Source organism: Psychrobacter sp. NZS113, assembly GCF_015864825.1.
Classification (GTDB): domain Bacteria; phylum Pseudomonadota; class Gammaproteobacteria; order Pseudomonadales; family Moraxellaceae; genus Psychrobacter.
On sequence record NZ_JADYWL010000006.1, the window covers coordinates 204,133 to 228,965 of the forward strand.

The window sequence follows — 24,833 nt, forward strand, 5'->3', positions numbered from 1 at the left end:
AATTTTTACCAGCGATGGCCCAGTGGGCGATATCTGCGATCAAAGTGACCATATCCGAAAGGATAAGGTGAGCGTAAATAGTCCAAATCTTGCTGGCGGATATAATAGTAGCGCCCTTGTGAGTAGGCTTCTTCTAACTTCTCGATACCTTCTAGTGGACAGACCGCTTGCCACTCGTAACCTTCGCGGCCAAGTTTGTAAGCTGTGAGCTCTGTGCAGTAGTTTCTGAGCCCTTGCTGACGCCCCTGTTCCCACTGTATCCGGTTGGGCGTGGCACCGCCTATACTTGCACAGCTACCTGCATAGTGTCCGAAATAAGCGCCTGAGCGGCCACGGCTGCCATCTGTATAGCCGACTTCTTGCCAGTTACTAGCTTGGCATTGCTGCGGTGTGAGGCTTTGAGTGGTTGCACAGCCTGACAATGTCAGTAACACCGCGCTGATCAGTGATATGGAGATACCGGGTTTGCTCATGACTTTATTGACCAAATTGTTAGAAATATCGGTAGTCGATGAGTTTCGCTTAATAAGATAATTCATAATAAACCTGCGCGCGTTTAAAATTATGGTTTATCATAGCACTTTTTACGGCCGACCACTTTTTCTATCTTATTATTAGGCTGGCTTTTAGTGCTGCTAAGTATTTGATATATCAATATATATAGTGGTATTACTATGGCTTAAATGAGTCGCCGGTAAATGGCTACCAGTTCATGGTGCTTGATTTTTCGTGTTTCGTGCTCATTATAAGCATCTATATAGTATTACTTAATTCAGTCAAAAGGTCAGACCATCATGGGCATATTTATTGGCGTTATCATTGTACTATTTGTATTAGGGAGTATGATGGCGCTCAAACCGAATGGTATCGATCAGCGCTTGGATAAACTGCGCATGACGGCGCGTCGGTTACAGCTCAATCCAAAACTGGTGGCCTGTCCTGATTGGATTAAAGGTAAAGATAACGAGTATGGCCGTGGCATGATGGGTCAATATTGCTTGGTGCTAGATGACACGCAATTACCGCATACACGTTATCAAGTGATTGATGGACAGTGGCGTCCAGACAGTAGTTTTGTCGATACGACGAGAGATACGACCAAACTTACTATCCCAAGTGCTATTCGTTCCAATTATGGTCATGCGGATACCACGGTCAAAAAAACCAATTTTAGCTTGGATAAAGTACCGCTTGATTTACCAGTCAGTATTGAGCCATTTGTAAAAGGCTTATGGACCAAAGCCAATAGTATTATTATTTATTGGGAAGATATTGCTTATGTACGTCCATTAAGTAATCCTGCTTATCATCACTCACTGATAGAAAAAGACCTGTTAGCGTTAAAAGAAAATTTGGAAAAATGGGCAATAGAAGTGCAGAAAACCTAAGCAGGGTAGTAAATAATTTTTTAATCTCCATTAATAACCAATATGCAAGCGCTTTTGATAGACTCCCAGTCATTTTCAGTTGACAGTTTAGCGCTTAGCAGTGTAACGTCTTTATAACTATATCTTTATATTATGGTTATTGTTTGTTTTATAACTGTTTTTATGAGCAACTATCAGCGCCATGGTCGAATGTTTAATGCGCCTCAATACAATAATTCGCTGAGCTATTATAACCAATTATTATAAATTGCCATGCCGCTGAATTTATTCTTACTTTTAATTTACTTATATTATGGTGTCGTAAAATATGGCAAAAACCGCAGCCAAAAAAAGTACAGCAACTCCTGCTGACAGCCCAAAGGGTAAGTCTTTGGTGATCGTAGAATCACCAGCCAAGGCAAAAACCATTAATAAATACCTTGGTGATGACTTTATTGTGCGCTCAAGTATTGGTCACGTTCGTGATTTACCAGTTGGTGCGAGCAAGAGCGCCAAAAAAGCAGCAACGACCAAAAAAGATGAGAGCCTAAGTAAAGAAGAAAAAACCCAGCAAGCCTTAGTAAGGCGCATGGGTGTAGACCCAGAGCACGATTGGGCAGCAGTCTATGAAGTACTGCCAAACAAAACCAAAGTCATCAAAGAGCTAAAAGCGCTAGCCAAAGACGCTGACAAAATCTATCTCGCAACGGATATGGATAGAGAAGGGGAAGCAATCGCTTGGCATCTAAAAGAAGTCATTGGCGGTGCTGATAGTAAGTATGAGCGCGTGGTCTTTAACGAGATTACCAAATCTGCTATCCAAAATGCCTTCAAACAACCATCCAAGCTCGATATTGACCGCGTCAATGCTCAACAAGCACGTCGCTTTCTAGATCGTGTGGTTGGTTTCATGGTGTCGCCACTATTATGGCAAAAAATCGCGCGCGGTCTGTCAGCAGGTCGTGTACAGTCAGTCGCCATGCGTTTAGTAGTTGAGCGTGAGCATGAGATTCGCGCTTTTATTCCAGAAGAGTACTGGCAGATTCATGCAGACACGCATATTGCCAATAGCAATGCCTCAAAAACTTCAGACGCTGAGCAAATTGGTATACGCCTAGAAGCGACCAAGCAAGGTGGCAAGACGCTTAAGCTGGTGAATAAAGAGCAGACTGATAAAGTACTAGCCATCCTTAATGCAAATGATTTTATCGTCAAAGAACGCGAAGAGAAGCCAACACAGTCACGTCCAAGTGCGCCATTTATTACTTCTACATTGCAACAAGCCGCTAGTACGCGATTGGGATTCTCTGTTAAGAAAACTATGATTTTGGCGCAGCGTTTATATGAAGCTGGCCATATCACCTATATGCGTACCGATTCGACATTCTTGTCAGGTGATGCACTGGCGGCGGTACGTGGTTATATCGAAGACAGCTATGGCACAAAATATGTGCCAGAAAAGCCGAACTTTTATGGTAATAAACAAGGCGCACAAGAGGCGCATGAGGCCGTTCGACCTTCTAACGTCAATATGAAGTCAACCCAACTTAAAGGGGTTGAGCGTGATGCGATACGTCTATATGAGCTAATCTGGCGTCAGTTTGTAGCGTGTCAGATGCTACCGGCAAAATACCTGTCAGTAAACTTGTTTGTTGGCGCTGATGATGTCGAGTTAAAGGCCCGTGGTCGTACCATGGTGTTTGATGGTTTTACGCGTGTTATGCCACCAGCCAAGACCGATGACACGCTATTACCTGATGTTAAAAAAGGCGATAAGCTAACGCTAGATAAACTAGATCCAAGCCAGCACTTTACCAAGCCAGCACCTCGTTTCACCGAAGCCAGTCTCGTCAAAGAGCTTGAGAAAAAAGGTATCGGTCGTCCATCGACGTATGCTTCTATCATCTCGACCATTCAAGATCGCGGCTATGTGAAGCTTGAGAATAAGCGTTTATTTGCCGAAAAAATGGGCGATATCGTTACTGACAGATTGACAGCAAGTTTTCCAGATTTGATGGATTATACGTTCACTGCCGCATTAGAAGACAAGCTTGATCACGTGGCAGAGGGCGAGCAAGACTGGAAAGACGTGCTAGATAATTTCTACGGCGAGTTCAAAACGACTCTAGATCGTGCTAAAGAAAAAGACGGCATGCGTCCAAATGATCCGACCGACGTGCCAGACGTCCATTGTGATCTTTGCGACCGCCCGATGCAGCTGCGTACTGGCTCGACAGGTGTGTTCTTAGGTTGTACTGGTTATAATTTACCACCGAAAGAGCGCTGTAAAGGCACCAAAAACTTAATGCCAGTCGAAGCTTTCGCCAATCTCGATGATGCTGAAGGTGAAGAGGACGAAGCGGCCGAAGTCAAAGATTTGATGGAGAAAAAACGCTGTCCCAAATGTGGTACAGCGATGAACGGCTATATCGTGGATGGTGGTTTGAAGCTGCATATCTGCGGTAACAACCCTGACTGCGACGGCTATATCCTAGAAGAAGGTAAGTTCGAAGTGCCGGGCTCAGATGCCCCTACCATCGACTGTAATAAGTGTGATGGACAGATGGAGCTAAAGACGGGACGTTTTGGTCCTTATTTCGCTTGTCAAAAGTGTGACAATACTCGCAAAGTACTAAAAACGGGCGAAGCAGCACCACCGCGTATGGATCCGATTCACTTACCAGAGCTAAAATCGACCAAGCATGAAGATTACTTTATCTTGCGTGAAGGCGCAGCAGGGATGTTCTTAGCAGCGTCTAAGTTCCCGAAAGTGCGCGAGACACGTCCGCCAAAGCTGGCTGAGCTAAGAGAAATCAAAGATAAGATGGAAGACAAGTTCCAGTATCTGTTCGAAGGCCCAGACGAAGATCCTGAGGGTAATGCAACGATATTACGTTGGTCACGCAAGAAAAAAGAGCAATATATCGGCTCTGAGAAAAATGGCAAAGCCACCCGTTGGGGTGTGTACTGGCGTAAAGGTGAGTGGGTAGAAGAGTAAATCTCTTTTACCTTTGTCATAAATAGTTTTAAAGCATAAAAAAACCTCTTAGATCATCTAAGAGGTTTTTTTATGCTATCCATAATATTTAGCTCTAATGATATTCAGTTTCAATAACTTTTAGCTTTAAATATTATTAGTAAGCTATTACATCGTTTCGATGATACCGCAAGCGACGCGATCACCAGCATTACCCGCTGGCTGACTGGTATAGTCATCTGTACCACCATGTACGATAAATGCTAAACGGTTCACGCTATATTTACCTGCTTCAGCCGCAGATATTTTCTTGTTTACGAAGTTAATAGTCGCTACACCATTGTCATTGGCCGTTAGGTTAGGTAGGTCGCCAGCATGACCATTCATGTCGTCTGGGTTAGAGTGTGGTTTGTTATCTGGATTGAAGTGACCACCTGCGGCTTTACCCATATCGGCACAGCTACCTGTTTCATGGATATGCAATGATACAGTCTGACCTGGCTGTAGGTTCATCAGCTTACCGTATACTTGTACGCCCTCATCAACTGGACGTAAGAATACTTGGCCAACTTCTTTTTTATCACCATTTACAGTGTGTATGGTTGATTTTAGGGTAGGTTGGCTCAAAGGATTACCTGTTTGCATCTGACCTTCTACGGTTTGGCAACCAGTCATCGCTAAAGCTGAACCACATAATAGAGCACTTGCAAGCATTGTCTTATTCATTATTTTCTCCAATTGTTTTAGTCATTATTTTTGGTTGTCATGAAAGTTTCGAATATCTATGGTTATTGTTCTACTAAAACTCGTGTCAATATCCGTTAACATCGGAGTTAGTATAGCCAAGCTAACCCTATAGTTATTCATCAAATGCGCAACAATCGGTTAATAAATGTAAGTATCGTATGGGTTTGAAAAACAGACTTAGCTAAAAGCCTTGTGAGAGTAAACTAATCTGGGTTTGTAAGAAGTGCATATTGAACAATGTATGAATATTCAAAAATGAGCAATTAACATGCAGAAAAAAGCCGCCCATCATATGATGAGCGGCTTTTTATAATCTATCAGATTGAGCTAATAACAGAACACTTATTAACTGTGCAATGCTTTACCTTTAGTTTTATCAACCGTTACTTTGGCAGGCTTAATTGGTTTTGGCATACTGACCAACGCAACTTTCAATATCTCTTCAATCGTGGCGACTGGTTGAATGGTTAGGCCTTCTTTCACGTTATCAGGGATATCAGCCAAATCACGTTCATTGGTCGCTGGAATCAACACATGCTTGATACCACCGCGATGTGCCGCGAGTAGCTTTTCCTTGAGACCACCGATACGTAGGATTTTCCCGCGTAAAGTAATCTCACCTGTCATCGCAATATCTGGGCGAATCGCAATACCTGTCAACGCAGAGACTAGCGCTGTGGTCAGTGCACCACCAGCTGATGGGCCGTCTTTTGGCGTAGCGCCTTCAGGCATATGCACATGGACGTCAGTGGTTTTAAACGTCTCATAATCAATGCCTAAGCTATCACCGCGAGCACGAACCACACTCATGGCTGCGCGAATAGACTCTTTCATGACATCGCCGAGCGAACCTGTAAAGCTAAGCTCGCCTTTACCTTTCATGGCGACTGCTTCGATGGTTAATAATTCACCACCGACCTGTGTCCAAGCCAGACCAGTGATACGACCAATCTCAGGCTCTTCTTCAGCCAGACCATAGTCATATTGATGAACACCAAGATAATCATCGATGTTTTTGTCATCAACCACGATTAGCTCACGCTCTGCTTTTTTCGGAGCACGAGCGCCATGTGTCTCAACTGAACCGCGAACAACTTTGCGGCAGATTTTATTCACTTCACGCTCGAGATTACGGACACCAGCTTCACGGGTATAGCTACGAACGATACTGTGCAGCGCTGCTTCGACAATCTCAATCTCGCCTTCTTTGAGACCGTTATTTTTGATCGCTTTTGGCACCAGATACTTCTGTGCGATATTCACTTTTTCTTCTTCGGTATAACCCGGTAAGCGGATAACTTCCATCCGATCAAGAAGCGCTGCTGGAATGTCCATGCTGTTTGCCGTACAGATAAACATCACTTGCGATAAGTCTAAGTCCATATCTAAATAATGGTCGTTAAACGTATCGTTCTGTGAAGGATCTAACACTTCAAGCAACGCTGATGCTGGGTCACCGCGGAAGTCTTGCGCCATCTTATCGATTTCATCCAATAAGAATAGCGGGTTTTTGACTTCGACTTTGGCCAGTGACTGGACGATTTTACCCGGCATCGCACCGATGTAGGTACGGCGATGACCACGAATTTCCGCTTCATCACGCACGCCGCCAAGCGCCATACGCACGAACTTACGACCAGTGGCACGTGCAATCGACTCACCCAATGAGGTTTTACCGACACCAGGAGGACCGACGAGACATAAAATCGGGCCACGGAGTTTTTTCACGCGTGATTGCACGGCGAGATATTCTAAGATGCGGTCTTTTACATCTTGTAAACCGTAATGGTCTTCGTCTAATACTGTTTTAGCTTTGTCTAAATTGATAGAAACTTTGGTCGTCGCGTTCCACGGCGTGTCCAAAATCCATTCGATATAGTTGCGTACGACTGACGATTCACTCGATGCAGGTGGCATCATCTTAAGTTTCTTAAACTCTTGCTCCGCTTTTTTGCGGACATCTTCTGGCAAGTCAGCATCTTCTAAGCGCTGTTCAAGCTCGGCGACATCATCATCACCATCGAACGCACCGTCATTCATATCTGACAGCTCGTTTTTGATGGCTTTCATTTTTTCGTTTAAGAAGTACTCGCGCTGATTTTCTTCCATTTGCTGACGGACAGCTTCTTGGATATCTTGTTCGATATTTTGCTCAGCACTTTGTTTGACCAAGTATTCGGTCAAGGTATTGATATGCGTTTTGATATCGTCTTTTTCTAAGAACGACTGTTTGATATCAAGATCCATCGACACACGAGTTGAGATGAAGTACACCAACTCAAGTAAGTCGTCGATGCGTTTCGCCACACGCGTTAGCTCACGGGCATTACGTAGACGTGCATCAGCATAGCTTTCAAATAGCGTGGTCAGCGCTTGAATGGTGTTCTTTTGCTGACTCTCATCCATACTGACATCGAGGTCAGCACGCTCAAATCTCGCCATCAATAGCGTGTCGTGATCTTCTATATTGTCAACGCGCGCACGATATTGACCTTCGATCAATACCTTTATGCAGTTTTCGTCACTATCATGTGGCATGGTGCTGACGATGCGGCACACCGTACCGTATTGATACAAGTTGTCTTGATCAATATCTTCGGTCAGCGAGTCTTTTTGCGCTACGACCAGTACTTTATTACCGTACTCAGCCTGTGCCAGTTCAACGGCTTTGACCGATGGTGCACGACCGACGAACAAGGCAATTTGCATATGTGGATAGACGACCACATCTCTCAATGCCAATAACGGTAAGTAGGTGTCGTCTTCAACGCTGTCTTTAGCATCGTCGTCTTCACTAGTGCTGTCTTCGCTATCGTCATCTTTAGCAGTATCTTCGTCTTTTGTAATATCTTCGATACTATCAGACGCTGTCTTTAACTCGCTTTCTGAAGCATGACTAGACACAGTGTCTGGCTGGCTATCATCAGCAACAGTAGATGAAACATCGACATCTATGTCGATATTGTCTTGGGCTATTTTATGTTCACTCATATATTTTTCCTCGTTCACCAGACTTGTAAAGTCAAGTTCGTGGTTCATGTTTAGATAAATGGTGCTCGCAGATAAAATTGCAAGGCTTGTACTCATACTCACCTGCTTAACTTTGCAAAATATTTATATCTAACTGAATACAGAGCGTCATACGGTTATCAGTTTTATGCGTCATTGATGAGAATTAGTATATCGGAAATAGCCATAAAAAAATGGCATAAAGCAGTTATAACGACTGTTTATAGACTACTTATAAATAGCCGCTATCAAATATCTATTGGGTTCTACGCATAGGTTTTATAGGCAAAATAAGGTAAACTGTCGCGCGTCTTAAACGGTGTGTTTTTGAGTAGAAATTTTTAGAGACACATTAGAGAAAAAGCATTTTTGAGACGACGGTGATATCCATACATTATGAGATATCAATAAGTTTACATTGAATTAAAGCAAATAGAATACGAGGCAACACATGGCAATCAATGCGGTACTGCTGGCAGTCATCATCATGTTGGGGCTGTCACTTGCGCGAGTGCACGTGGTGCTCAGTTTATTAATTGGTGCGCTGGCTGGTGGACTAATAGCGGGTCTCGGTATTACTGAGACTTTAGAGGCTTTTCAAGAAGGTATCCGCAATGGTGCAGAGATTGCACTGTCATATGCGTTACTTGGGGCGTTTGCGGTCGCAATTGCTCATTCGGGCTTGCCGCAATCACTGGCAGGATCCGTCATCAAGCGCATTGATGCAGGCGGCACTAGTGGCATGATTAAGTACATGCTGTTTGCAGGCCTCATTACCATGAGCTGCTTTAGCCAAAACTTAATCCCTATTCATATCGCCTTTATTCCTTTATTGGTACCGCCACTGTTACTAGCATTCAATCGTATGCACATTGATAGACGACTGATTGCGTGTTTGATTACTTTTGGTCTGGTCACTACCTACATGTTTATCCCATATGGTTTTGGTGATATTTACCTCAATCAAATCATGCTCAAAAACGTGGGTGAGGCGGGGATTGATATTACTGATATCTCTGTCACTAAAGCGATGGCGATACCAGCCCTAGGCATGTTTATTGGTTTGCTGATTGCTGTTTTTATCAGTTATCGCAAGCCACGCGCGTATCAACAAGTTGCCATAGATAAAGAGGCACATGATGCGGTCGTAGAGGGTGATGCATTGAGCAAAACGGCGGCTGATGCACAGTCGCAAAGCAAGCTAAAGACGCTAGTTGCACTGGCAGCGATTGTGACTGCTTTTGTCGTACAACTTTATACCGACTCGCTATTACTAGGTTCAATGTTTGGTTTTGGTGTCTTTATGGCTACCGGCGTGGTCAAGTGGCGTGAAGCCGATTCGGTCTTTAATGACGGTATCAAGTTGATGGCGATGATTGGTTTTATCATGATTACTGCGCAAGGGTTTGCGGAAGTCATGAAAGTAACTGAGCAGATTCAGCCATTGGTCGATGGGGCAGCTTCACTGTTCGCTGGTAATAAAGCAATCGCTGCATTTACTATGTTATTGGTTGGCCTGATTGTGACCATGGGAATTGGCTCATCATTCTCGACGATTCCTATTTTGGCCGCGATTTATGTACCGCTATGTATCTCGTTAGGGTTCTCTCCATTGGCGACTGTGGCGATTATCGGTACGGCTGGCGCGTTGGGTGATGCAGGTTCTCCTGCGTCAGACTCGACTCTAGGGCCAACGTCTGGTCTAAACATTGATGGACAGCATGACCATATCAAAGACAGTGTGGTGCCAACCTTTATTCACTATAATATTCCGTTATTGATATTTGGTTGGATAGCGGCGATGGTGCTTTAATCAATAATGCGAACTATTATAATAGACATGAAAAAGGCAAGTGATTTTATAATCATTCGCCTTTTTTTATAGTTTGGTTGTTAGTTAGCAAAAATTGGATATTTAAATCATTTTTAAATACCTGTTACTATGCCATCAAACTTATTTTCTACCAAAAAATCGGCGCAAAAGAAACAAGCAAGCCTGACAAAAGCAAATAACTAAAAACAGTAAAAATGATAAGAAAGTCCAAAAAATCATACAGCCTAGTGACGGCGGTGCATGCATTGCCACCATACCGAAGCAAAGCAAAAATAACGTGGTAATAACCAGCATGGTAAAAAACTTCCACCGGCTACGCATGTATACGTCGATAGTGACGAGAAAGCTCAAATGAAAAAGCATCGCAACCACCAATATGACGACGAGCTCTATATCATACGAATGCGGCTCAGGAGCATCAAGCATCTCTAGCGCATAAGGATTTGGCTCAAAACCTAAAGTAATAATAAGACCGACAAACAAAGCCCATAAAATAGCGAAAACTATTCGTAGTTTCTGCGCTTTAAAGTAGCTAGCAACTGTCCTCATAGAAATTTTTTTTGTGCTCATGTGTCATGCCTAATCATCAAAACCTCTTATCTCACCGCTCAAACTATTCAAAAACGCATCACTTTGCGCCAGCAGTTTATTTAGGCTTTTCTCGTTAATCACTGCCGTTACTTATCGGCGCTAAAAGCTTAAATTAAAAGTACTCATAATAGGTTTCCTATGGTTTGTTTGTTTGATTGGTCGTTATTTAATTGACTTTTTTAACAGATACTGCCGCGCTTCTTCGTCTATGACTTTTCGTATTTTTAAATACTCGTCATAGTCTGTGGTGGATTCGAATACCTCTCCTTTGATATATTTATCGTCATACCAATACAGTGAATCGTCAGTAGGGAGAAGCCCTTCAAGCACGCTGTCTTTGAAAGATAAAGGGACATAATCAGAATTAAGTATGCTTTCATAATATTCCTCATAGAACTCACCACAATTAGAGATAGAATATATCGTAGAATGTATATTCCTTGGTCTTAAATGATGAGGTTTAGCCATATCATTATCAGAAAAAGCCTTGGACAAAAGTACATCTTTTACCTTAATAAAGTAATGACCATTGCCTCGTTGTTGTTGCTTCGTGTTTTGTTCAGGGTCTTTTTTGATAAACGCCTGACTATAGTGTTTGTCAGTCAATAATTGACAGCAATCACTGGGAATCAAACTGTATCTACCCTGTTCTGCAGCCAAAATAGAATAAGGAAACCCACCATCCTTGTATTGGGACAGGTTCGCTATACTGTCTTGCTCAAAGAGTGCGGCCTGAAAATAGTCCGTCATCAGGGCTTTGAAATCGATAGTATCTGGTCGATCTAAAATGGCTTTTGTATACTTTCCTAACAGCAGGGGTTCAGGTATCTTCCAATATTCACATAGGGATTGTTTCTGACACCGCATTATAACGTCACCTTCATAATTAATATCTCTTGCTACGCTGTGTGTACGTTTGTCCCAATAGCCTTGCATAGCGCGAACAAACAGCTCTTTTTCATCAAGTTGTCTATCTTCCGCTAAGCAAATGCCTTGTTGGTTTTTTTCAATGTCGTCATGGCTTAGGATTTGAAAGGGTGACCAAAACACTTGAAACTTGCTTAAAAAAAAGGCAAGTGATAGCGCGATGACTGCTATTAGCATAATTACTATCGTTATGGTTTTCTTGTTAGAATGAGTTATTGAGGGAATCAAGGTACGATACCTATGTTAATTAAATTTAAAAAAGTGAGCTATGCTGATGTCGGAAGTAAAGGAATATATGTGGCTGGTATATAAGTTTTGTAGGGTGCACCGAGCGTACCAAGAACTATCATCAATCTATTTTTTAGTGCGCTGGGCGTACCCTACTTAAATCAGAGACTGTCTTGATCAAAATCTCTCAACTCACCGCTTAAACTGTTCAAAAACTCATCACTTTGTGCGAGCAGTTTATTTAGACGCTCTTCATTGACAAGCCTTGTCATCTCATCAGCGCTAAAGGGCTGCTCTTGACTGTAGTAACGTAGCTCTCTAGCGTCCTCATTGCCTAATGTCTGCAAATACTCATCCACACTATCTGCACTGGAATCAGCAGCGCTAGAGTCTTTTTCAAACTGTTTATCGTCTTTCATCAAAACCACCTTATGCCGCTTGGTGTAATTAAGCCATCTAATGGCACATCCCAAGGCTGACGCTCTAATTGCTCAACCACTTGAAAGTCATAACACCAGCCAATTTTTAATGGTTTTTTCGCACCTGACCGATAGCTTTTGCCAAGCGTCGTATCATAGAACCCACCACCCATGCCCATACGGTTGCCGTTTAGGTCGACCGCCACCAGTGGACATATAATGACATCCAATTCGCGCGCCCAAAGTAGACGACGATGATGGTTTTGCTTCATACCTAACCGATGGATACGCGTCGGTATGTTGAGTAGCTTTGAGTGATAAACAGGTACGAAGCGTAAATGTTTATTATCGCTGCCATTGCTAGCACGACCAAGTGAGCCGACGACTGGTAAATAAGGAAAATAGCCTAAGCGTTGACACCAATCTAATATTGGCTGAGTGGGTAGCTCACCAAAGCCATCGTAATATAAGCCAATCCGAGCATGTGCTGGTAATCGCTGCTGTAACTTCGTTAAATGCACACTCGCTGCTTGTCCCATATTCCTACGCGTGCCATCACTTAACTGTCGACGCTGGCGAGTAAAGTGTCGTCTAGGTGGGTTGCTAACGGCTGATTCCTCTGACGCTACGTTTTTTGGTTCAGGATGCATAGTTATACTATCCAATAATGTATTAAGTTGATGGTTACTGGTGCTTTTAGACGTTAGCAATGGCTATTTGTGAATATTCAACACGCCCTAGTCATGCTATCATAACGCCACTTTACATCGTATTCTCCTTTATGTGCAGCAGGTGTTGCACTTTTTACGAAGCAGTTATAAAACAACAAACCATCAAAGAGGGTAGTTATGTCGACACAGAATCAGGCAACTCGTACCGAAAAAGATACCATGGGCAACGTGGAAGTCCCAGCTGACGCTTATTGGGGTGCGCAAACCCAGCGTAGCCGCGAAAATTTCAAAATCGGTGGCGAGACTTTGCCACGTCCGATGATTGAAGCAATGGCATTGGTCAAAAAAGCCGCTGCAATCACCAATGCTAGCCTTGAGCGTATCGAAGATGACAAGCGTGATCTCATCGTGCAAGCTGCTGACGAAATCATCAATGGTGGTTTAACGGATCAGTTCCCATTGGTTGTATGGCAGACGGGTTCTGGCACGCAGTCAAACATGAACATGAACGAAGTATTGGCTAATCGTGCCAACGAAATCGCTGGTTCTGAGCGCGGCAGCTACACGCCAATCCACCCAAATGACCATGTGAACCATGCACAGTCTACCAACGACAGTTTCCCAACAGCAATTCGTGTGGCTGCTGCTCGTCAGATCAACAGCTTGTTGATTCCAGCGGTAAAAGCATTGCGTGATACGCTAGCGGCTAAAGCCAAAGAATTTGATAGCATTGTAAAAATCGGCCGTACGCATTTACAAGATGCTACTCCATTAACGTTGGGTCAAGAATTCAGTGGTTATGTTAGCCAACTTGATCACTCATTGGTACGTATTGATAATGCGTTACAAGGCCTATATGAATTGCCATTAGGTGGTACTGCGGTTGGTACTGGTCTAAACGCCCATCCTGATTATGCAGTAACAGCGGCTGAGCAATTAGCGACATTGACTGGCTTGCCATTCGTCACCTCACCGAACAAATTCGAAGCATTAGCCGCTCGTGATGCCGAAGTATTTGCGTCAGGCGCACTAAAAACGCTAGCAGCTAGCTTGAATAAAATCGCTAACGACGTACGTTGGTTGGCATCAGGTCCTCGTTGTGGTCTAGGCGAATTGACGATTCCTGAGAACGAGCCAGGCTCTTCTATCATGCCGGGTAAAGTTAACCCAACTCAGTCAGAAGCATTGACGATGGTTGTCGCTCAAGTTATGGGTAACGATGTAACGATCAGCATGGCTGGCGCATCAGGTAACTTTGAGCTAAACGTTTATAAGCCAGTTATCGCGTTCAACTTGTTGCAATCTATCAAACTATTGGGTGATGGCTGTAACAGCTTCAATGAAAACTGTGCCGTTGGTATCGAGCCAGTAAAAGACAAAATCGATGATTTCTTGCACAACTCATTGATGCTAGTCACTGCATTGAACCGTCATGTTGGTTATGAAAATGCTGCGAAAATCGCTAAGACTGCTTATAAAGAAAACAAAACCTTGAAGCAAGTTGCGGTTGAGCTAGAGCTACTAACTGAAGCTCAGTTTGATGAGTGGGTAATTCCTGCTGATATGGTGAACCCTAAGTAAGCAGTATATCAAGTAGTGACCTGCTACGGCGTCAGACCTGCTCAATGTACGATAAGTACCATTTGCATTCGTCTTTCTGGTAGCAGCGTCATATTTGTTCGACTGAGAATTTAGAATAAAAAAAGACAACAACCTAAATCGGAGTAAACAATGATTACCCATGTACCTGATATGATTTTTAAAACTCGTGTTCGTGATGACTCTATTGGAGGAGACAACCCGTTCACATGGTATGATCTAACCACAGATGAGTTATTTGCCGATAAAAAGGTAGTTGTGTTTTCTCTACCAGGTGCCTTTACGCCAACTTGTTCGACTAGCCATCTCCCTCGTTATGAAGCGCTTTATAATGAGTTTAAGGCATTAGGCGTAGATGAAATAGTTTGTATTTCTGTCAATGATGCGTTCGTCATGTACCAATGGGGTCTAAAGCAAAACCGTGAAAACGTTTTCTTACTTCCTGATGGTAATGGTGAGTTCACTCGTAAAATGGGCATGCTTGTTGATAAGAGTAATGTTGGCTTTGGTATGCGCTCATGGCGTTATTCGATGGTTGTCGACAATAAAGAAGTTAAGAAAGTGTTTAAGGAAGCCGATTTTGGCGACAACTGTCCAATAGACCCATTTGAAGTATCAGATGCAGACACTATGTTAGAGTACCTAAAAAGTAATGCTTAGAGTCTATTGAGAAGTTAGAAATAAAAAAGACCTTGCCACATTACGCGGCAAGGTTTTTTTTTATTCAAAATAAAAACTATTCGTTAAATTACGTCCCTTTGTGAGAAAGGTTTTAGGTGCAGATGTTCATGCTATGATGCATAGATATATTTGGAGATTGTCTATGAATTTAAATTCAAAGTCGCTTGAGAAATTACGTATTTTAATTAATGAAGATACTGAGTATAGGTCGGGTCCTCAGCTTGTTCGCCTATTTAATAATCTTGGATTCAATGATACTTATGGACAGGGTTTTCCCTCACGCTGGTCGTATACTGATGAAAAACTAGAAGGTATTAATGGAACTCCTAAGCTAGATCGTTGTATCAAAGATTTATTCAATCCTGTTAACTTTATAGAGCGTTTAGAAGACCTCGATGCATATATCACAGGGTTTAATAAATATATTGCTTTCGATAAATGGAAGATAATTCGTAACGGTTCTGATATTAGTTTTCAGCGGCTAGATAAGATTGAGGTGCAGGAGCCTTTAAAACCTAAACAGACTACTACTGAGAACCAGTTTTTAAGTCGGGAATTTTCAAATGTTTCTGTACAAAAAATTGGATTAGAAGGAATGGTGTCGGAAGTAATAGAAGGAAGAATAAAAGAAATAGAAAGGTGCTATTCTTCAGAAGCCTATTTGTCTGTGATTATCATAGCAGGCAGTACTCTCGAAGGAATTTTGTTAGGTTTAGCGAATCAGTATCCTAGACATTTTAATACTGCAAAATCCTCTCCTAAGGATAAATCAGGTAAAGTTTACGAACTCTCCAAATGGTCGTTAAGCTCTTTTATTGATGTTGCTTATGAATTAAGCTTGGTACAACATGATATTCAGAGGTTTAGCCATACGCTACGAGATTTTCGGAACTATATTCATCCGCATCAGCAAATGAGTGTTGGATTTAATCCAAGAGAAGATACTGCCAAAATATGTCTGCACGTATTGAAAGCAGCTATCCAAGAAATTGGCGAAAATATCTCAAAAGTCAAAGTATAACTTTCACTAAACATCCTATGAAAAAAGACCTTACCACATTACGCGGTAAGGTCTTTTTTATATCAAATATTTAATCTTAATTAAAACTTATAAAGCAAACCAAGTGTCGTTGCGCCTTCGACACGTGAGTCTACCATTGGACTATCATATTGCTCATTTGGTAGATAGCTCAAGCTTTGATTAAAGAAGCCAGCCCATTTGTCATTGAAATCATAGTTAGCACTGATGCTTACATAAGGATTCAGGCTCGAATCAGACTGATAAGCAGCAACGCCCGTTTCCGCTGACTCTTCATCACTAACACCATAATAGTATTCATTATAGTCAGCATCATAATATTCAAAGCCAATGCTCGGGTAGACTGTCAAATTGCCCTTAGTGATTCTGGCAAGATACGTCAAACGAGCCGTATTACCACCACTGCGATCTAGCACATCAGTCCCTATTTGAGCACGGATAGCGCCCAGTGATGTATTACGTTGATAGCTCAGACCAGCTTCTGCTGATGACTTACGTTCATCAAGCCCAGACAGATCGCCATTGGCATCATCAGGATCAAACTCAGAACCTGCGAGTTTGACATAAGCAGACAACTGATTGACGCCATCATTCAGCACATAAGCACCCGCTTGAGCGCCCCGGATATAAACTCTATTATTGTCATAAAATGCACCAGGTAACACATTTACCTCGGTGTTATCTTCTAGATCATATGCGGACTTGACCGCCATGACGTTGACACCGACGCTTAGTACCGCGTCTTTGTCAGTGGGCAAGTCGTCCTCAAAAAGAGCAGCGTTAGACAGGCTAGCCACACTGAGTAGCGCAGTAGCGGTTAACGCATTGAACATAGTACGCGTAGAGATATGATGTAGCGCTGCAAGTGTAAACATAAGAGAATCTCGTAAAGGAGTGATCATAATAAGGTAAAACAGTTAGGTGGCAATAAGCGAGTAGGGAAAACCAAACTAAGAAGCCGTTGAGCCATGATAGATAAGTATGGGCGTTTACTCAATAGCTTTTAATACTTGTAGTATCTGATAGTGAATATCTTGCCACCACCAGACAAAGCCAATGCTGATCAATAAGATCGCTAGCCATGGCAATAACTGCCAGATAAACGAGGGTTTAATAGGTGTTTTTGGTGTGGTGCTGTTGGCATGAGCAGTGTCGATATCTAACCTTGAATCCATACCAGCGCTACGTTGCGCATAAGTATCATCATTATATGAGCCGGTCATATCTGAACGATAGCCATCAATGTCATTGCTATTGAAATTAGTGCTATCTAAATCACGGCTATCTAAATTATTGTTGTTAAAGTCTTGGCTATTAAAGTTAGAGCTATTTAAGTCAGAGCTATTTAAGTCAGAGCTATTTAAGTCACTATTATCTAAATCAGTAGCGTGAGGAGCTGAGTAACTATCGATGCTAGGCGGTTGGTTGATATAGGTCGTTTGATAGCTGTGTAGGTTTTGATTTTGATAAATAGCTGCATTTTGTAGCGCAACAGCCAAACGGTGACGGTAAGCAATAGCGAAAGCCAGTGCGATGACCAGTCCGGTAATAGCGCCACCGATATGACCCGCATTATCTATACCCGGTACGGCAAACCCATAGACGAGGTTAATGCCCATGATAAATATCAGGCTTTTTAGATTCAGCACCATGCCATTCACTGATATTTTAAACAGGGCAGCGATTAACAATGCTGCACCAATACCCATAATACCACCAGAAGCACCAGCCGACAGCCCAGGTTGTCCCGTACCCTCTAAAAGACTTTGCCATGTCACATAACTATTGAGTAAGTTACCACCGATTGCAGACAATAAAAACAATGCCAAAAACTTGGCTGAGCCAAACATCGGCTCGGCAACTTGCCCAAAGAAATACATAGCAAAGCCATTAAACAATAAATGCATCAAACCAATATGCAAAAATGCGCTACTGACTAGCCGCCATGGTTGGTCTTGCATAGTGTAAGGCAATGCATTCGCGCCCCAGTTTAGCAATGCCTCAGTCGAGGGATTATTGGCATCGACGCCTGTCAGCATCTGCACAATAAATAAGCCAATAAAGCTGACTAACAATAACGTAGTGACGGGCGCTGTTTTGAATAATTGTTGAATGGTCATAAAAGCTAACTATTAATGAAAGGTTATGAGTAGAGTATAAAGGGTATGGTCAGATAATGTTATGCATCAACCTGCCAGCATAGTTTAAAGCTTGGCAAGTGAATGACTGACAGCTTTAGTTATAAAGATGGTGTTTCTAATAATTAGGAATTTTGAGGTTTTCATAAGTACCTTTCACTAAGATATTATCTGTGACGTTATTGATATCGGTATGACCACAGAATGCCATACTAATATCACATTCGTTATAGATAAGCTCAAGTGCGCGGCGTACGCCATCTTCACCATAAGCGCCAAGCCCGTACAGGAATGCTCGTCCAATCATCGTGCCTTTCGCACCCAGCGATATAGCCTTTAATACATCTTGACCAGAGCGAATACCGCTGTCTAACCAGACCTCTATATCGCTATTTTCGGCATGCACAGCTTGCACGATGTCAGAAAGCGCAGAGATGGAAGACAGCGCGCCATCCAATTGACGACCACCATGATTGGAGACGACCAGTGCATCAGCGCCACTACGAGCGGCCATGATGGCATCTTCAGGTTCCATGATGCCTTTTATAATCAGCTTGCCACCCCATGCATCTTTGATACGGGCGACATCGTCCCAGCTTAGCCGCGGGTCGAACTGCTCTGCGGTCCATGAGCTTAATGAGGACAAATCCTCAACACCTTTTGCATGACCAACGATATTGCCAAAGCTGTGACGCTTAGTGCCTAGCATGTTCATGCACCATTGCGGCTTGGTCATTAGGTTAATGATATTGGTCAGCGTTGGTTTAGGCGGTGCAGATAAGCCATTTTTGATGTCTTTATGGCGTTGTCCCATGACTTGTAAGTCGGCAGTTAATATCAGTGCCGAGCAATTAGCGTCTTTTGCCCGTTGAATCAGATTGGCCATAAAATCTTGATCGCGCATGACATACAGCTGAAACCAAAATGGTGCACTGGTGTTTTCAGCGACATCCTCGATAGAGCAGATGCTCATGGTCGAGAGTGAGAAGGGTACACCGAATTTTTCAGCCGCCTGAGCAGCTTTAATTTCGCCATCCGCCCACATCATGCCCGTAAATCCAGTTGGTGCAATCGCCACTGGCATCTTGACGGATTCGCCAATCATATGTGTGGCTAGACTGCGATTGTCCATATCGACCAAGACCCGCTGGCGCAATTTGATACGGTCAAAGTCAGTTTCATTACTGCGATACGTGGTTTCGGTCCATGAGCCTGAATCGACATAATCATAAAACATACGCGGTACTTTGCGTTCGGCGATTCGCCGCAAGTCTTCGATTTCTGTTATCTTTTTTAAAATAGGCGTTAAGTCTTTCATGGCGTTCCCACTATCTGGTTTCTATGACTGTTTTAATATTATTGACTGAGCAGTTGCTGTAGGTCCAATACCGAAAACGGATAATTCAATCGTTTGGATGGTGTCAGAATAACAGGAATCGTGGTGGCAAATTCCATCATTAATAATTCATCAAAATCAGCGATATCAACATCTTGATAAGTAACGGGCTGTACTGCTTGAAACTGTGTCAGCAGGTGTGCTGCGACATCACATAGATGACAGCCAGACGTACCCAGTAACCACCATTTATCTTGATCGGCCTTGAGACTAGGAGTTTTTTCAATGAGGCGTGCTCGCAGCTCTTTTATATTGTTATCATCGTACATAGTAATTCTCTTGTTTTAATACTTGTCACAAAAAGCTTGTCTTAGGGCGTGTCCTCATTTTAGAAATGGTGATAAAAATGAGATAAATTGCCGTCAAACAAGGAAAATAGCGCAGATAATATCGAGATATTAGTCAGCTATTTGACGCCGTTTGGCAAGGTTTAGCCATTTTTAACCCATTTAGATGACTATCGATTGAATTGAGGACACGCCCTAGAATTTTAATCAAAAATTAACACAGTATTTCACCGTTATGACATGATAAAGAAGTAGGGTAAATAATGACAGCGATTGTGAGATTAGGTAAGATGACCTGCTGCTTTTCATTACTGACTTATTACTTCATCTTATTACCTTTTTTAACATTTGGATATCGCGCATGGCAAGTTTTGGCAAATTTCTCAAACGACTATTATTGGTATTAATACTATTAGTTGTGGCATTTCACGTACTAGTCGCTGGACTGCTGTTAATTTGGAAAACGCAACCGATCAATAACAGCATGTTTATGTTGTCGCATCGCCTAACGGGTGGCACGGTCACACAGACGTGGGCTGATTATGATGCCATTGCAAAATCTGCCAAACAAGCGGCGATAGTGAGTGAGGACTCAACGTTTAGCCAACATAGTGGTTTTGATTTTAAAGGTATTGAGGCCGCACGTAAGAAAAATGAAGAAACAGGCAAAGCGTCTGCTGGTGGCTCAACGATTACTCAGCAGCTCGCAAAAAACTTATTTTTAACCTCGCATCGTTCGTACGCTCGTAAAGGCGAAGAAGCGGTGATTACCGTGATGATTGAAACGCTATGGGACAAGCAGCGTATTTTGGCTGCGTATCTCAATGTGGCAGAGTTTGGCGATGGTATTTATGGTATCGATGCGGCGGCGCATCATTATTTTGATAAGTCGGCTGCCAATCTCAACCGTGATGAGTCAGCTTTGCTTATTTCCATGCTGACCAACCCAAAATATTACGAAGACAATCAGGGTGACAGACGATTACGTAACAAACAGAGTGTCGTTAAAAAGCGTATGAAAAACGCAGTGTTACCATAGTCGCGCTAGTTTCATTAACCTACAAAAGATGATCGCGTATCGATAAAGTAAAAGGAATAATGACGTGTTAGATATGAATAAAGAGCAAAGTAGTGATAGCAATGTAAATGACATTGTGGCTGTTGATAATAAAGCTTATATAGAGGGCAATAATAAGAGTTTGACCTCAGTGCCATGGCAGCGCTCAGAAGACGGTAGCTACTCGCCGAGCAGCTATATTAATCGTGACCTATCTTTATTGCAGTTTCATCTACGTGTGCTAGCGCAGGCGGCCAGCCCTCGTCATCCGCTACTTGAGCGCCTGTTTTTCTTGATTATTTTTTCTTCAAACATCGATGAGTTTTTTGAGATTCGGGTCGCAGGCCTGATGCAAAAGCTCAATATTGGTGATGTCTCGACCAGCATTCATGGTATGCGTCCTAGTGAGGTACTGAACGAGATATCCACGGTGATGCACGATGCTATCGATGAGCAGTATCGTATTCTTAATGAAGTTGTCTTGCCAGCACTTGCTAAGGAAGACATCCGTTACCTAAAACGCGATGAGTTGAATGCTGAACAGTCGGCTTGGATGAAACGCTATTTCACTGAGCAAGTATCGCCAGTGTTGACGCCGATTAGTATTGATCCTGCGCATCCGTTCCCACGTCTGGTTAATAAAAGCTTAAATTTCATCGCTACCTTAGAAGGCAAAGATGCTTTTGGTCGTGATATCAATCTGGCGATTGTGCCAGCACCGCGCAGCCTGCCACGTGTGATTCGTCTACCTGATGAATTGACAGGTGGCAAAGAGCATCATGTCATGCTATCTGCCATCATTCATGAGCATATCGGCGAGCTATTTCCTGGTATGAGTGTGACAGGGTGTCATCAGTTCAGGTTGACTCGTAATGCTGATTTAGATTTGGCTGATGATGTCGAAGATATTGCCAAAGCGCTAGAGGGTGAACTAGAGAATCGCCGGTTTGGTGATAAAGTCCGCTTAGAAGTCACAATGGACTGTCCGACGCATATCAGTGACTATTTGCTCAATGAGTTTGAGCTGCATGACAATCAGCTATACCGCGTCAATGGTCCGGTCAACTTAACACGGTTGCTGTTTGATTTTAATATTCCAGCGCTGCGTTATGAGCCATTTACGCATGTGATACCGAAAGAGTTCCGCCGTGAGATGGACAAGCTGGACAAAGCGACCAGTATGTTTGCGGCTATGCGCAAAAGAGATGTGCTCGTGCATCATCCTTTTCATGCGTTTTCGCCAATTATCAATTTATTGTGGCAAGCCGCCAGCGATCCAAAAGTGCTAGCGATTAAGCAAACCCTATATCGCTCAGGCACCAATTCAGAAATCGTCAAAGCACTTGCCGCTGCTGCTCGTAATGGTAAAGAAGTGACTGCTGTCATCGAGCTGCGCGCGCGTTTTGATGAAGCCTCTAATATTGCTGTTGCCAACTATTTGCAAGAAGCAGGCGCAGTTGTAGTCTACGGTATCGTCGGTTATAAAACCCATGCCAAGCTTATGCTTATCGTACGCCGTGAGGACGACCGTATCCGCCGTTATGTGCATTTAGGTACGGGTAACTATCATGCTGCCAACGCAAAAGTCTATACCGACTATGGTTTGTTTAGCGCAGATCCTGACATCTCTGAAGACGTCCATAAAATATTCCAAGAGTTAACAGGCATGGGCAAACCTGCCAATCTCAAAAAGCTATTACATGCACCATTTACGTTGCATGATAAATTGATACGCTTTATCGATGATGAGATCGCACATGCAAAAGCAGGCAAACGCGCTCATATTATTGTGAAAGTTAATGCCCTGACTGAGCGTCGACTGATTGCTAAGTTATATGACGCCTCGCAAGTAGGGGTCAAAATCGAGCTGATTTTGCGTTCTATGTGTTGTTTACGTCCACAAGTAAAAGGTCTGTCTGAAAATATTACAGTACGCTCTGTGATCGGCCGGTTTTTAGAGCATACGCGTATTTATTATTTTTATAACAATGGTGATGAGCGCTTATATTGTGGCAGTGCCGACTGGATGGATCGTAACTTATTCCATCGCGTAGAAGTGGCATTTCCCATTGAAGACAAAAAACTTTTTAAGCAAGTCTATCAAGATGGATTGCTCAGTTATCTAAAAGACAATACTCAAGCTTGGACACTAGACGGTAATGGTGTGTGGACACATCTGCAATCAGTAGCGGGTGAGACACCGTATGTTGCCCAAGAACACCTATTAAAGGTTATCAATGGGGTGGGAGATTCAGTCTAGCGTACTTTGTGAATGACATCTTTGATGACATTAAAAGTGGCAAATGAATGAACAAAACCAAGCGCTGGTAGATACTGGCGCTTGGTTTTTATTTGGGCAAATGATCTGTATAAGTTACAAACTGTCTTGTAACCTCACATTTATTCACATATTGATACGGCAGTACACTGGTGAGGTGCGCAACGTTCTACTTATAATCAATAGCAGTCCTACTAGATAGGCAGCTACATAAAAGAGCAAGTAAAACCAATAAATTATAAAAATAGGAAAATCATTATGAGTACGACAAACAACGACAGCTCAGATATCAAACAAGCAGCTGAAAACGCTGACAGCAAACAAATTGCACAAAACCTTAAGAGTGATAAAAAAGTAGATGCGCCTGAATCATTAAGTGATGAAGAACAAACCTCATTTATCGAAGATGAGCTACGCACTGATAAATAGTCATTGCGATATAACCTTTTATTTAACGTTCAACAAACTATAGTTAATCCAGTTTAGAAGAAATACAAGGCAACCGAGTGTAGACGTATATTTAATACTTCAAGCAAGGTTAATGCGGTAACTCTTTTATAGAGGATTGACTACAACTTGAGGGATACGCTATGACAACTGATAGTCAGCCAAATAATGAAGAAAAAGTAGTAGTTAACGATTCGGCAGCATCACATCCAAACAACCCACGGGATAGTTATGAAGGCCGCAAGCATGAACCGAAGATCGACGGTCCCGAGCAAGCCTCTCAAGAAACAGATGAGGTATACGTTGATCCACGCAAAGAGGAAGATCTACCTGCTGGTGGGAAAAACGTTGCAGATTTGAATGTTCATGACTTGAGTCAGAAAGGTAACAATTAAAGATCGGCTGATGTCGAGAGGATCTGATAAGCAGCTTTAGTAATGAACAGCTTTTAATGATAAGCATCATAGCAGTCGAAAACAGACGAATAAAAATAATAAGGATACGACCATGGAAAATAAAAAATCAGCATTATCAGATGACCAGATAGAAAAGAAGATCACTGAGAACAAAGGAACGGACACGTTTAAAGAAGGTGTCGTTCATTCAGAACACGTAAATGATAACGACAATCCTGCACGTCAGCCTGACCGCCGTGACCAAGAAGGCAATGCTTTTGATGACGGTATCAATGAGCATACCGTTACTAATGATCCATCTAAGAGTGAAGGTATCAATAATTTAAACCGTTATGCAAACGCTGATAATGCGCAATCGCGTGTGTTGAACCCTGATGAAAAAGACAGATAGTATTTACTTAGTAATTTATATTTGAATAAGACAATAATAATAACGACGAGAATGAGGTGTCATTATGAGCATGCCAGACGATAAGGAAGTTAATCAGAGTCATAAGTTAAAAGATGCAGATGATAACAATGGCATTGTCGCTGACGATGCACTACAGAAAGCCAATCCTGCTGCTGCAGAAAGAGCCACAGACGATCACGACCCACATAACATTGCCAAAAATAACAAACAGTATGATAGTCCATTAATGAAAGACGATGAATAATGATTTATTGTGATGGTTCTGGACTTAACAAAGAATGTCATAAGTAAAAACGTCAATAGACAGATCTAA

The 24,833-nt window shown here is 42.6% G+C and carries 23 protein-coding genes; 12 read left to right on the forward strand and 11 right to left on the reverse strand.

Annotated elements, in window-relative coordinates:
• Window positions 1-5 precede the first annotated feature (5 nt).
• Window positions 6-539, reverse strand: a complete 534-nt coding sequence (locus I6E61_RS10700; RefSeq protein ID WP_227685807.1) for a DUF2799 domain-containing protein — start codon at window positions 537-539, stop codon at window positions 6-8.
• 255 nt (window positions 540-794) lie between these two features.
• Here I6E61_RS10700 and I6E61_RS10705 point away from each other — a divergent pair, with 255 nt between their 5' ends.
• Window positions 795-1,388: a hypothetical protein gene (locus I6E61_RS10705; protein WP_197134496.1), complete on the forward strand. Its 594-nt coding sequence runs from the start codon at window positions 795-797 to the stop codon at window positions 1,386-1,388.
• A gap of 307 nt (window positions 1,389-1,695) precedes the next feature.
• On the forward strand, window positions 1,696-4,365 hold the full coding sequence (topA, locus tag I6E61_RS10710; protein WP_197134499.1) for a type I DNA topoisomerase: 2,670 nt from the start codon (window positions 1,696-1,698) through the stop codon (window positions 4,363-4,365).
• Between the two features lie 147 nt (window positions 4,366-4,512).
• Here the strand turns inward: topA and I6E61_RS10715 are convergent, their stop codons facing one another.
• Together I6E61_RS10715 and lon are read right to left on the reverse strand one after the other, a co-directional pair.
• Window positions 4,513-5,070: a superoxide dismutase family protein gene (locus I6E61_RS10715; RefSeq protein WP_197134502.1), complete on the reverse strand. Its 558-nt coding sequence runs from the start codon at window positions 5,068-5,070 to the stop codon at window positions 4,513-4,515.
• Window positions 5,071-5,436: 366 nt separating this feature from the next.
• Window positions 5,437-8,082 (reverse strand): endopeptidase La, encoded by a 2,646-nt coding sequence (gene lon, locus I6E61_RS10720; protein ID WP_197134505.1) that lies wholly within the window; start codon window positions 8,080-8,082, stop codon window positions 5,437-5,439.
• A 469-nt stretch (window positions 8,083-8,551) separates the two neighbouring features.
• On the opposite strand from lon, the gene I6E61_RS10725 reads away from it, so the two are divergent.
• A complete protein-coding gene (locus I6E61_RS10725) occupies window positions 8,552-9,913 on the forward strand; it encodes a Na+/H+ antiporter family protein (protein WP_197134508.1) in 1,362 nt (453 codons plus the stop codon).
• Between the two features lie 141 nt (window positions 9,914-10,054).
• Here I6E61_RS10725 and I6E61_RS10730 read toward each other — a convergent pair whose 3' ends face one another.
• The 4 genes from I6E61_RS10730 to I6E61_RS10745 all read right to left on the reverse strand — a co-directional run bounded on the left by I6E61_RS10730 (window position 10,055) and on the right by I6E61_RS10745 (window position 12,749).
• The gene (locus I6E61_RS10730; protein WP_197134511.1) at window positions 10,055-10,504 is read right to left on the reverse strand and encodes a hypothetical protein; all 450 of its coding nucleotides are present in this window, start codon (window positions 10,502-10,504) and stop codon (window positions 10,055-10,057) included.
• Between the two features lie 183 nt (window positions 10,505-10,687).
• Window positions 10,688-11,629: a hypothetical protein gene (locus I6E61_RS10735; protein ID WP_197134514.1), complete on the reverse strand. Its 942-nt coding sequence runs from the start codon at window positions 11,627-11,629 to the stop codon at window positions 10,688-10,690.
• Window positions 11,630-11,841: 212 nt separating this feature from the next.
• Window positions 11,842-12,099 (reverse strand): hypothetical protein, encoded by a 258-nt coding sequence (locus I6E61_RS10740; protein WP_197134517.1) that lies wholly within the window; start codon window positions 12,097-12,099, stop codon window positions 11,842-11,844.
• Window positions 12,099-12,749 (reverse strand): 5-formyltetrahydrofolate cyclo-ligase, encoded by a 651-nt coding sequence (locus I6E61_RS10745; RefSeq protein ID WP_197134520.1) that lies wholly within the window; start codon window positions 12,747-12,749, stop codon window positions 12,099-12,101. The genes I6E61_RS10740 and I6E61_RS10745 overlap by 1 nt, the downstream gene beginning before the upstream one ends.
• Window positions 12,750-12,947: 198 nt before the next feature.
• On the opposite strand from I6E61_RS10745, the gene fumC reads away from it, so the two are divergent.
• The 3 genes from fumC (at window position 12,948) to I6E61_RS10760 (ending at window position 16,071) form a co-directional block, all read left to right on the forward strand.
• Window positions 12,948-14,351 carry a class II fumarate hydratase gene (gene fumC, locus I6E61_RS10750; protein WP_197134523.1) on the forward strand — a complete coding sequence of 468 codons (1,404 nt, stop codon included), beginning with the start codon at window positions 12,948-12,950 and terminating at the stop codon, window positions 14,349-14,351.
• A gap of 150 nt (window positions 14,352-14,501) precedes the next feature.
• A complete protein-coding gene (locus tag I6E61_RS10755) occupies window positions 14,502-15,029 on the forward strand; it encodes a peroxiredoxin (RefSeq protein WP_197134526.1) in 528 nt (175 codons plus the stop codon).
• Window positions 15,030-15,192: 163 nt separating this feature from the next.
• On the forward strand, window positions 15,193-16,071 hold the full coding sequence (locus I6E61_RS10760; protein WP_197134529.1) for a hypothetical protein: 879 nt from the start codon (window positions 15,193-15,195) through the stop codon (window positions 16,069-16,071).
• A gap of 80 nt (window positions 16,072-16,151) precedes the next feature.
• Here I6E61_RS10760 and I6E61_RS10765 read toward each other — a convergent pair whose 3' ends face one another.
• The 4 genes from I6E61_RS10765 to I6E61_RS10780 all read right to left on the reverse strand — a co-directional run bounded on the left by I6E61_RS10765 (window position 16,152) and on the right by I6E61_RS10780 (window position 19,892).
• Window positions 16,152-16,964, reverse strand: a complete 813-nt coding sequence (locus tag I6E61_RS10765) for a MipA/OmpV family protein (protein WP_197134532.1) — start codon at window positions 16,962-16,964, stop codon at window positions 16,152-16,154.
• Window positions 16,965-17,078: 114 nt separating this feature from the next.
• A complete protein-coding gene (locus I6E61_RS10770; protein ID WP_197134535.1) occupies window positions 17,079-18,209 on the reverse strand; it encodes a rhomboid family intramembrane serine protease in 1,131 nt (376 codons plus the stop codon).
• Window positions 18,210-18,345: 136 nt separating this feature from the next.
• Window positions 18,346-19,545 (reverse strand): alpha-hydroxy acid oxidase, encoded by a 1,200-nt coding sequence (locus I6E61_RS10775; protein WP_197134539.1) that lies wholly within the window; start codon window positions 19,543-19,545, stop codon window positions 18,346-18,348.
• A gap of 38 nt (window positions 19,546-19,583) precedes the next feature.
• Window positions 19,584-19,892 (reverse strand): glutaredoxin family protein, encoded by a 309-nt coding sequence (locus I6E61_RS10780; RefSeq protein ID WP_197134542.1) that lies wholly within the window; start codon window positions 19,890-19,892, stop codon window positions 19,584-19,586.
• A 379-nt stretch (window positions 19,893-20,271) separates the two neighbouring features.
• Here I6E61_RS10780 and mtgA point away from each other — a divergent pair, with 379 nt between their 5' ends.
• The 6 genes from mtgA to I6E61_RS10810 all read left to right on the forward strand — a co-directional run bounded on the left by mtgA (window position 20,272) and on the right by I6E61_RS10810 (window position 24,764).
• Complete coding sequence (mtgA, locus tag I6E61_RS10785) at window positions 20,272-20,949, forward strand: monofunctional biosynthetic peptidoglycan transglycosylase (RefSeq protein WP_197134545.1); 678 nt, start codon at window positions 20,272-20,274, stop codon at window positions 20,947-20,949.
• A 73-nt stretch (window positions 20,950-21,022) separates the two neighbouring features.
• Complete coding sequence (gene ppk1, locus I6E61_RS10790) at window positions 21,023-23,227, forward strand: polyphosphate kinase 1 (protein ID WP_197134710.1); 2,205 nt, start codon at window positions 21,023-21,025, stop codon at window positions 23,225-23,227.
• Window positions 23,228-23,503: 276 nt separating this feature from the next.
• Window positions 23,504-23,674 (forward strand): hypothetical protein, encoded by a 171-nt coding sequence (locus I6E61_RS10795; RefSeq protein WP_197134548.1) that lies wholly within the window; start codon window positions 23,504-23,506, stop codon window positions 23,672-23,674.
• 161 nt (window positions 23,675-23,835) lie between these two features.
• Window positions 23,836-24,087, forward strand: coding sequence for a hypothetical protein (locus I6E61_RS10800; protein WP_197134551.1), 252 nt, complete (start codon window positions 23,836-23,838; stop codon window positions 24,085-24,087).
• Window positions 24,088-24,199: 112 nt separating this feature from the next.
• Window positions 24,200-24,499 (forward strand): hypothetical protein, encoded by a 300-nt coding sequence (locus tag I6E61_RS10805; protein WP_227685809.1) that lies wholly within the window; start codon window positions 24,200-24,202, stop codon window positions 24,497-24,499.
• A 64-nt stretch (window positions 24,500-24,563) separates the two neighbouring features.
• Complete coding sequence (locus tag I6E61_RS10810) at window positions 24,564-24,764, forward strand: hypothetical protein (protein WP_197134554.1); 201 nt, start codon at window positions 24,564-24,566, stop codon at window positions 24,762-24,764.
• Window positions 24,765-24,833 lie beyond the last annotated feature (69 nt).